Here is a 6,545-nt window from a genome sequence, read left to right on the forward strand (position 1 = left end):
TCGTCCTGCGTAAAGCGGTAGAATCGAAGCACCCGAACGACGCGAATGACTCGGAGGAACCCGATATTGATGATGATCACGGGAATCGGCAAGAACAACACCGCCATCGTCGGGAGCACCGATAGCAAATCGACCATCGTATACAGGTTCGTGAACTCCGCGAGGCGGTTCTGGGCACCGTACATCCTGAGGACGTACTCCACTACGAACACGAGTGCGATGCCGACCTCGAATCGCCACAACCACGCCTCCGTCGTCGCCGAAACGGAGTACGTTTGTGCGACGAAGACGCCGACGAACAGCAGGTTCAACACCAGTAGCCAGATATCGATCGCCTTCCCGAGCGGCGTTCGGTGGTCTACGAGGTAAAACTGCACCCGCTCTCGAAAATCGCGTGGTGCTCGTAGCGCTCCGTGACTCCCCATACGATGGAATACAGAGCGGAAGATAAAGAATAGCACCGACCAGTCGCTCGGTTTCTGGAAGCGAGTGGGGAGCGTCAGGGGTATTAGTTATCGAAGCATCCTACCGATTTCCCGGGAAGGGTGGAAACGGATTTTCGAGAAGGGATTCCCTTCCGGAAATAGGTCGGCCTCGGCACTCATAGGGTTCGTCATAACCAGCCGCCACGCCGGTTCGGAACGCCGTTCTCGTCATCGGCCATCCGGCGATAGGGACAGCGGGGAAAAGAGCGTTTCCGTCGCCCTTCGTCGGCTCTCGGGTGCCCCGTCCGTTCTCAGGAGGCGGGAACTACTGTCAGTGTACAAGGTCACGGAGGTCGAATATAGCTGCATGCACGTAGACGAATCCGGGTCGGAACACGCCGTCTCCGAGTCGGGGCGGACCGAACGGGTCTGGATGGTCGAACGGACGTTCTCGGCGGATTCGCCGCACATCTTGGTGACGGTCTACGCGACGCTGGACGGTGCTCGCTACCTGCAGAAAGAGCGGGCGTTCAACCGATTCGGGACCGGGCCGGGACCGGAAGTGACGGCGGCAATCACGGTCGAATCGGAGCGCCTGACGCCCGTCACCGACGCCGAAACCAGTGATCGGTACGCGAAGGAAGCGGAGCGCATGTGCGAGCGTCACGACCCGGACGACGCGGTGTAACCGGCACTTCTCGAACGAAACTGTCAGGAATAGAGTCGCTACGAAACCGCTTTTCTTCTCCCGTCCCTCTCTTCAACTATGGCAGACGTTCTCCCCGACGACGCCGAAGCGTGCCTCGCGGAGGAATCCGTGATGGCGCACCTCGCAACGTGTTCCGACGACCGACCGCACGTCGCACCGGTCTGGTACCACTACGACGACGGAACGGTCTCGATTCTCACCGGCGGTCGGAAACTGGCGAACATCCGTGAGAACCCGCGCGTCGCGGTTTCGGTGCAGCAGGACACCGCCGGACGGGCGAAGTGGAAGGTCACGATGCAGGGAATGGCGATGGTCGTCGAGGACGAGGAGGAGACGCTCAAAGCCGCCGAGCGAATCAACCCGCGATACGGTGCGGACGCGGACGCCTACCCCGAGAACACGCTCGTAAAAATCGAAGTCGGGTCGGGGACGTTTACCCGCTACTGATCTTCGAGTACACTACTCGATTCGCTCCCGCGCGGCGGCGACGACCAGCGGAAGCGTGATGGTCGCGTCGGCGTAGACGGAGACGTTTCGGGCGGCCTTTTCGAGTTTGCCCCACGAGCGCGCTTCGTCCAGCGTGGCACCGGAGAGGCCGCCGGTCTGTGGCGGGTCCATCGTCAACTGGACGGCGTAGTCGTAGGCCTTGGGCGAGACGAGCATCGTCTGAAGGACGTAGTTCTTCGGGACGCCGCCGCCGACCACCATCGCGCCGGAAGTCTCGGCTTCGAATGCGAGGTCCGTGAGGTGAGTCATGTCTTTCAGCGCGTCCAGTTGGAAATCGGAGGTCTGGGAGTACATCCACGCCTGCAAGCCGAGAACTGAATCCTGCACTGCCGGACAGTAGATGGGAACGTCGTTCTCGTAGGCCGCCGCCGCGATTCCGGCGTCTTCCTCGATTCCCTCGCGTTCGTTCACGTCGCTGTTCGCGCGGCCGAGTTCCTCGACCATGCGCTGGATGGTGACGGTCTCCTCGATGGTCGGGAACACTTCAGAGCGGAGGTGGGACTCGAACAGCGCGAAGTGCTCTTGGGGAAGATAGACGTTGTAGATTCGGTCCACTTCCTCGTCGCGCAGTTGCTCGTCGTGTTCGCGCATGGATTTGCCGTGCTGTTCGTCACGTCCGTGTTCACGCGAGTTCTGCGAGTGTGAGCAGGAAGGGCGTGCCCTTCCGTGGTGGTGCTTTCCCCCGATGCCCTCGATGGCGTCGTGGGTGAGGTTCGCGCCCGTCGTCACCAGCGCGTCGATGTGCCCGTCGCGGATGAGGTCTGCGACGATTTTGCGCATGCCGGTCGGCACCATCGCACCCGCGAGGCCGAAGAAGTTGGTCACGTCGTCGGAGAGCATGTCGGCGTAGATGTCCACGGCCTTGTGGAGGTTCGCGGCACCGACACCCGCGGCCCCGTACTCGTCGGCCAGTTCGCCGACGGTCATGCCCGCACGCACTTCCGCGTGGGCTATCGGGTCGTGGTGAAACTCCTCGCGGTGGACGTGATGTTCGCCGTGGTCGTCGTTCATACTCCACAGTGTCGGCTACAGGCGATTCAATGTCCCGGTTAGAAACTGTGTTGCCGACTGCCACGAGGGCGCGCGTGGCGCGAGGTCAGCGGCCAGCGGCGCTTCGATTAGCCGTAACCGAAGTTCGGCTATCGGGGCCGGTCGGCGGCGGCCCGTGTCCGGCGAGACCGGAACGTGACCTCGATGGTTCCGGCGGTCCTCTCGGGCCGTAGAAACCCGCAGGACACGTCCGTTTCCTCGTCGTCACCCCTTTTAATACCTCCTGTTTCGACGAAATCGTATGACGAACGACGAAAAATCAGATACTGAACACGAGTAGTTGTATGTCGGTGGAGGTGTAGTTGTACGTGGTTGCGTGAGTAGTTGTAGGTCGGCGACTGTGTAGTTACAGACCAGTTGGCGCGTCGATGAAGGTTGTCACCATGCCCCAGTCCTCGGCGAGCGATTCGAGCGAGCGCACGCCGAACGTCTCCGTCGCGTAATGCCCCGCGAGGAAGACGTTCAGTTCGGCCTCCCGCGCCTCGTGGTAGACCTTCTGTTTCCCTTCGCCGGTAACGAGCGCGTCCGCGCCGACGTCGACGGCCTCGTCCAACCAGTCCGCGCCGCTGCCGGTGACGATGGCGACGTGTTCGATTTCGTCGGGACCGAAATCGAACCCCCGTACGCCTTGCCCGCCGGTGTCGAGTTCGTCGGCCAACAGCTCGCCCAGTTCCTCCCTCGCGAATTCGCCGTGACCCTGTTGGCCGATGTGTTCCGGTCCCATCCGACCGAACGGCTCGCGCGATTCGAGTCCGAGCAGGTCGGCGACACCTGCCGCGTTGCCGAGTTTGGGATGGGAGTCGAGCGGGAGGTGGGACACGTACAGCGTCACGTCGTTCTCGATGAGCGGCGCGATTCGTCGGTAGTCACGCCCCGTCACGCGCTCGATACCGCCCCACGAAAGTCCGTGGTGGACGACCAGCGCGTCCGCACCCCACTCCACCGCTTCCTCGATGGTCTGTTCCGCGGCGTCCACGGCGAACGCGACGCGTTCCACGGTGACGGACTCGGGGTCGTCCGGTCCGACCTGTAGCCCGTTCGCGCTGGCGTCGATGTCGGCGAAGTCCTCGGTTCGAAGTCGGTCGTCGTACCGCTGGGTGAGTTCGGCGAGGTTCATGCGTGACACTCGTGGTCCCGGGGGCTTGTATACCCCGGCTTTCACGCGGCCTGCCATCACGGTTAAGAGATTTCCGGGACGATATTTAGGCCCCCATCAGGGGAAAAGCGACAGACGAGGTGTTCGTTATGAGCAAGCTCCGTAAGGCCATGTCCACGTGGCGACGTCTTCCACGACGGTTCAGGCGACGTATCATGCGCAAAGTACGGCGCGCGCTCTAACCGCGCCTCTCCGCTTTTCGGGACGACCGTTTCAATACGGAGCGGTATCTCTGCAATCTGCTCTCGTTCGCTGTCTTTCACAAATGACTGCAAACTCCCGTTTCGGGTCCGATGCTCAGTCCGTTGTTCCGGCGTGTGAAAACACGAACTCGCGCAACAGCTTTCCGGCGAGGGAGGCCGCTTGGCCGTCGTCGCGGTCATTCACTTCGACGACATCGAAGCCGACCACGTCCGTCGTTTCGGCGACGTCGCGCACGACGTCGCGCATCTCTCGCGGCGACAGGCCGAACGGTTCCATCGTGCCGGTGCCGGGCGCGAACGCGGGGTCAGCGCCGTCGATGTCCACGCTGAGGTACGCGGTGCCGTCGAAATCGGGCTGCCAGTCGGCCACGTCTTCCGGCGGTACGACGGTCACGTCCGATTTCGCGGCGCGCTCCCACTCTTCTTCGCTGCCGGTCCGAGCGCCTAAGATAATCGCTTCGTCGGCGACGTCGAGGACGTGGCGGGTGACGGTCGCGTGGCTCAACGGGTTGCCGTCGTACTCCTCGCGTAAGTCGAGGTGGGCGTCGAGGCAGACGAACACGTCGGGGTCGGTCGCGCGAACGGCCGCCCCTGTGACGGTGTGTTCGCCCCCGAGGAGGAGCGGAAGGGCGTCGTCCCAAACCACGTCGGTGACGACGCCTTCGAGGTACTCCACGTACTCCTCGGCGTCGTCCCACGCGTACACGTCACCGTGGTCGTGCACTGAACAATCGGAAAAATACTGTCCGGTTCGGTGGTCGTAGTCGTCGAACGTCCGGGCAAACTTCCGGATTTCGTCGGGACCGAACCGTGTACCGGGTTGAAACGTGGTGGACACGTCGAGCGGCGCACCCACCACCACGAAGTCCGCATGTCCGCGGTCGGTAGACGCGCCGGGGAACATTTAACGTACGATTTTACGTTGTTCTTCCATCTCGAGGTACTCGATGGTGTCGTCGGGCGAGATGTCCATTCCCTCGGGCGTCTTGATGGTGATGGTCTCGTAGGTGTCGAGGTCCATGACCTGTGCGACGGTCTCGCTTTCGACGCTGACGACCTGTCCCTGTTTGCGGTTGATGATCGGGACCCAGATCTTCGCGTCAACAGGCTGGCTCAGGCTTCGCTTCTTGCCGTCGAAAACGCCTTTGCCCTCGATTCGGGCCTTCGCGCTACCGTGTTTACCGGGCTTTGCCGTGCTGTAGGAGTTGATGACGCACGCGGCGTCGTCCATCATCAGGTAGTTGCCTTCTTTAAGCTCGCGGACTTCCTTTTGCTCTTTCGCCATATCGCGGAATTGCCCTCCCGTCGGTATAAACCGTTTGGAAACGCTCCGCTGTCGCTCCATCGGTGTCGAGAGTGAAGAATACACAGAAACCCCGAATAGAACCCGGATGGGAAACGTTTTCCACGACGCCTACGACCGTGGCTGGCTTGCGCCAGTTTCACGAACGCCGTTTTCACGCCGTCCGTTACTTGGTCTTCACGACCGTCCTTGCGGACGATTATCGCGTCGCTTCGGTTTTCCGTCGGAGCGTTGACCTCGTTGTCGTTTAACCGACGACTTGGTGTTTGCTCCGCGTTTCTGTCTAATCGACGGAAACCATCCGGTTTGTTCTCGGAGTTCCTGCTACAACTGAACCTTGGTCATCGATAGTTATGAACCTTTTTAAGGAGTTCGCACATGTTGGGTGTGAACAAATGTCATGGAAGGGCTTTTGCTTCTCGGCTCGAATCGCCACATATGCCGGAACATCCGCTGAAACAGCGGTTCGTCCTCGATACATCCGTCTTCCTCTCCGAGGAAATCCGCGTCGGAGACGAGGGATTGGAGGACGCCATCGAACGACTTCTCGACTCCATCGCCACCGCGAAACTCGCGCTCAACATCTCCTGTTACATTCCGCCCTCCGTTCACGACGAACTCACCGTCATCCTCGAAGAGCGCGGCGTCTCGGAGCCCGTCCTCTCGAAACTCGAAACGTGGGTCATCAAGAAGAACCCCGCCCGCTTCGAGGTGATGATTCCCGCCGATCTCGTCTACCGGTTCATCGACGAGATGAGCGGCCGCGTGGACAAGGGCCTCCGCGTGTCCGAAAACGCCGTCAGGGAAGCGTTCGACAACGGACAGGCCGACGTGGGGACGGTCATCTCCGACCTCAGAAGTCAGTACCGCTCCACGCTCCGCCGCGGCGTCTTGGACTCCCGTGAGGACTTCGACCTGCTCATCCTCGCCCGCGAACTCGACGCGGGCGTCGTCACCGAGGACACCGGCATCATCAACTGGGCCGAGGATTTCGGCCTGCGCTACCTCCGCGGCCGCGACTTCCCGCCGCTCCTCGAATCGTATCTCGACGCGAGCGAAGAGATGTAATTTCGACGACGGCGTTCATCCTCGTTACGCTTTTGCGGGTATTCGTGTCCAGAGTGCCCGCTCACGTGTCTCGTCACGCCGAACGCACGCGAAAATACCTCTTCGACCGTCGGTCACTCCGACA

At 61.4% G+C, this 6,545-nt stretch carries 8 protein-coding genes; 3 read left to right on the forward strand and 5 right to left on the reverse strand.

Annotation, left to right across the window (positions count from 1 at the left end; genetic code table 11):
• Nucleotides 1-425 (reverse strand): ion transporter (locus BG842_RS17070; protein ID WP_394327485.1); only part of this gene is annotated, 425 nt, incomplete at its 3' end.
• Nucleotides 426-792: 367 nt separating this feature from the next.
• Here BG842_RS17070 and BG842_RS17075 point away from each other — a divergent pair.
• A complete protein-coding gene (locus tag BG842_RS17075) occupies nt 793-1,113 on the forward strand; it encodes a hypothetical protein (protein ID WP_069451708.1) in 321 nt (106 codons plus the stop codon).
• A 78-nt stretch (nt 1,114-1,191) separates the two neighbouring features.
• The gene (locus BG842_RS17080; RefSeq protein WP_069451709.1) at nt 1,192-1,581 is read left to right on the forward strand and encodes a pyridoxamine 5'-phosphate oxidase family protein; all 390 of its coding nucleotides are present in this window, start codon (nt 1,192-1,194) and stop codon (nt 1,579-1,581) included.
• A 12-nt stretch (nt 1,582-1,593) separates the two neighbouring features.
• Here the strand turns inward: BG842_RS17080 and BG842_RS17085 are convergent, their stop codons facing one another.
• From BG842_RS17085 to BG842_RS17100, 4 genes are all read right to left on the reverse strand, one after another.
• The gene (locus BG842_RS17085; RefSeq protein WP_069451710.1) at nt 1,594-2,652 is read right to left on the reverse strand and encodes a deoxyhypusine synthase; all 1,059 of its coding nucleotides are present in this window, start codon (nt 2,650-2,652) and stop codon (nt 1,594-1,596) included.
• 385 nt (nt 2,653-3,037) lie between these two features.
• Nucleotides 3,038-3,808, reverse strand: coding sequence for a Nif3-like dinuclear metal center hexameric protein (locus tag BG842_RS17090; protein ID WP_069451711.1), 771 nt, complete (start codon nt 3,806-3,808; stop codon nt 3,038-3,040).
• 336 nt (nt 3,809-4,144) lie between these two features.
• Nucleotides 4,145-4,954 carry an agmatinase gene (gene speB, locus BG842_RS17095; protein ID WP_069451712.1) on the reverse strand — a complete coding sequence of 270 codons (810 nt, stop codon included), beginning with the start codon at nt 4,952-4,954 and terminating at the stop codon, nt 4,145-4,147.
• Entirely contained in the window at nt 4,955-5,335 is a 381-nt protein-coding gene (locus tag BG842_RS17100; RefSeq protein WP_007977927.1) for a translation initiation factor IF-5A, read from the reverse strand.
• A 456-nt stretch (nt 5,336-5,791) separates the two neighbouring features.
• On the opposite strand from BG842_RS17100, the gene BG842_RS17105 reads away from it, so the two are divergent.
• A complete protein-coding gene (locus BG842_RS17105) occupies nt 5,792-6,421 on the forward strand; it encodes an RNA ligase partner protein (protein ID WP_069451713.1) in 630 nt (209 codons plus the stop codon).
• The last annotated feature ends 124 nt before the right edge of the window (nt 6,422-6,545 follow it).

This window comes from Haladaptatus sp. W1, assembly GCF_001723155.1.
GTDB classification, from domain to species: Archaea; Halobacteriota; Halobacteria; order Halobacteriales; family Haladaptataceae; genus Haladaptatus; species Haladaptatus paucihalophilus.